The organism is Nocardioides korecus, assembly GCF_054778395.1.
Window position 1 is genome coordinate 17,951 of record NZ_BAAGZO010000017.1, and the last position, 2,723, is coordinate 20,673.

Genomic DNA, 2,723 nt, shown 5'->3' on the forward strand with positions numbered 1-2,723 from the left:
GGCGGCACTGGTGATGACACCCTCAACGGCGATGACGGCGATGACGGCAACGACGTCGAGACCAGTGCGTCTTCGCCGAACTGACAGTCACGCCCCTCACAGGTGGTGAGTCGTCATGTGTCTCAAATGGGTTGCGCCGGACGGCACACCCCCGAGCCCTGTCTGACCACTGCCCGCAGCGGGTTTGTAGCCATTGCCGTGTCACTCCACCTGGTTCGACTAGCGCCCGTCGATGACGACAACGCCCCACCCTGCTCGCGCAGGGTGGGGTCCTTGTCGTTGTGAAGCAGTGGCGGCTTGTCGCAGCAACTTTTCCTTTACCCGTTCATCGACAAGTTGACGCCCACTAATGAGGTCAGTCGATCTCGGAACCCTCGGGCGGGTTGGGGACGGCTCCCCTGGGTCGCAGCCGCGGGTACGCCGGCCGAGGTGCTCGAGCGAGCCATCGCCGAGCTCGAAGAGGAATGGCCGGTCGAGAGGGTGGCCGGGTACCTCGACGGGCTTGGTCAGTAGCTGGTTGGCGGTGCTGCTGGGCCTGGATGATCCGGTGCTGCTCGGCCGGGTCGGCGCACTGCCCCAGTCACAACGTGCTCGACGACCGCAGGTTCCCGGGGATCAGGTCGGTTGACCTCGCCGGGCCTGCTCCTGCGTGGTGGGGTGCCGTCCCACATACGGCTGCGAGCTGAGCGCCTGGATCTGACGCATGAGCTCGTCCGTGGCCTCTCGGGTGGCCGCCTCGTCCCCGGAGCGGCCGTACCACCGGCTGAGGTCCATGGGTTGGCCAATGTCGACGCGGACCCGCCCCGGGCGCCAGCCACGCTTGGCGGGGTGGTCGATGGCCCGCGTGCCTCGGATCCCCACCGGGACCACAGCCGCGTCGGGACACGCCAACGCCACGCGCATCACCCCGGTCCTTCCGCGGTAGAGCCGTCCGTCCGGCGACCGGGTGCCCTCGGGGTAGATGGCCCAGATGCCGCCGTCCTCGAGGATCCGACGGGCCGCGTCCAGTGCCGCGTCCCCGGCACCTGAGCCGCTGCGGTCGATCGGGATCTGGCCGGTCGACCTCGCGATGTTGCTGTAGAGGCGTCCGCGGAGTCCGCGTGGGGCGAAGTACTCGCTCTTGGCCACGAAGGTCAGCCGCCGCGGCAGAACCAGGGCCAGGAGGAGCGAGTCGATCTCGGCCAGGTGGTTGGCGGCGACGACCACGGGACCGGTCCGAGGCAGGGCCCCCACCACCACGGGTCGGGTCACCGCGCGGACCAGAGGCCCGAGCAGTATCCACTTCAAGAACCAGTACATCCCACACACCTCCACCAGACGCGACCGAGCGGGCAACCGAAAGGTACGCGGCAGCCGCCCGACCCTCACCACACCGGTCCACCCCAGGCCGAGCTCGCGGGAGTGTTCCGCCGAGGTCGGGGCGCCGGGACGACGTCCCGAGCAGAACCGCAAGCGCCCCACGCGCCTCGTTCGACGTGAGGGCATGTGCAGGCGGGGGGATGCACCCTCTCCGTGACCGATGCGTGCGTCGCGGTGTAGACCTCCGCGGTCGGTCCCACGTGGTGTCCCTGACGCTGGTGTGGGCGCGGACGCACCGTCGAGCGTTGGGCTGCTGGGGCTCGACGCGAGAGGAGTCCGGCCATGACGATCGCCCACATGCAGGATGTGCCCATCGACGAGGGCGTCTACCAGAAAATCCTCGCCGGCATCGGCCCGGAGGTCCCGCCAGGGATGATCGCGCACCTTGCGCTGAAACGGCCCGAGGGTGGGCTGCGGTACGTCGACGTATGGGAGAGCCAGGAGGACTGGGACCGGTTCGCAAAAGGAGCGGTTGAACCCGGTCCTGGAGACGATCCTCAGTGAGGCTGGGGTTTGAGACGGTCCGCCCCCGCCGATTGACGAGCTCGAGATCGTCCACGCCTGGATCCCCTGACCCACGGCATCTCGGCTGCCCTCCGCGGTGGCGGGGGGCAGCGCACGCCACCGGGTCTCACCGGTCCTGAGGGCGTGGGTCCGGGTGTCGCGGATGCCGTCAATCGACACTCTTGGTATGCCGTGCCAGTTGGGCTGAGACGATCACCAACAGGCCCCACGCTGTCGTGAGCGCTCCACCTGTCGCTCCGAGGCTGGCCGTCAGGTCGGGGTAGACGATCGACTCGATGCCCAACCAGCGACGCCGCCTGGCAGAGGGCGCTCGACGCGGGATGGACCGACGACCAGCTCACGGAGCTGTCCGCGCACGTCACCCTGAACCTGCTCACGAACTACTTCAACCACTTCGTGAAGACCGATCTCGACCTGCCGGCGGCTTCGGCGCTCTGAGCCTCGACCTCCGCGGTCGCATCACGGTGCGGTGCCGCCCGGACGTCCTCGTCGTTCAGGCGGCATCGCTGGTGCACCCGGGAACGCGCTACGGCGGACTGTTCCGCGGTGTTTCGCAGCCGTGCCCGGACGGCTGCGTCGGCTCAGCGCAGCTGGTCGGCGAGGTCGGACAAGGATGAAGTCCGGAGGTCGGGGGCCCTGAAGTACGCCGGGTAGGGACCACCCGTCCGGTTCAGCCACGCGGTGGCCAGGCCCGCGCGAGACGCCCCGTCGTTGTCCCACGGGTGAACGGCGACGAGCATCGCGTCCTCCGGGTCGACGCCGCACTGCTGCAAGGCGTACGCGTAGGCCTCCGGCGCGGGTTTCCAGCGGCCGGCATCCTCCACCGTCAGCAGGCGCTC

At 69.1% G+C, this 2,723-nt stretch carries 3 protein-coding genes; 1 reads left to right on the forward strand and 2 read right to left on the reverse strand.

Annotation, left to right across the window (positions count from 1 at the left end; genetic code table 11):
• Nucleotides 1-615 precede the first annotated feature (615 nt).
• Entirely contained in the window at nucleotides 616-1,251 is a 636-nt protein-coding gene (locus tag ACYVDA_RS20330) for a lysophospholipid acyltransferase family protein (protein ID WP_460820359.1), read from the reverse strand.
• 390 nt (nucleotides 1,252-1,641) lie between these two features.
• On the opposite strand from ACYVDA_RS20330, the gene ACYVDA_RS20335 reads away from it, so the two are divergent.
• Nucleotides 1,642-1,863, forward strand: coding sequence for a hypothetical protein (locus ACYVDA_RS20335; protein ID WP_460820360.1), 222 nt, complete (start codon nucleotides 1,642-1,644; stop codon nucleotides 1,861-1,863).
• 602 nt (nucleotides 1,864-2,465) lie between these two features.
• On the opposite strand, the gene ACYVDA_RS20340 is transcribed toward ACYVDA_RS20335, so the two are convergent.
• A partial coding sequence (locus tag ACYVDA_RS20340) for an HAD family hydrolase (RefSeq protein WP_460820361.1) occupies nucleotides 2,466-2,723 on the reverse strand: 258 nt, incomplete at its 5' end.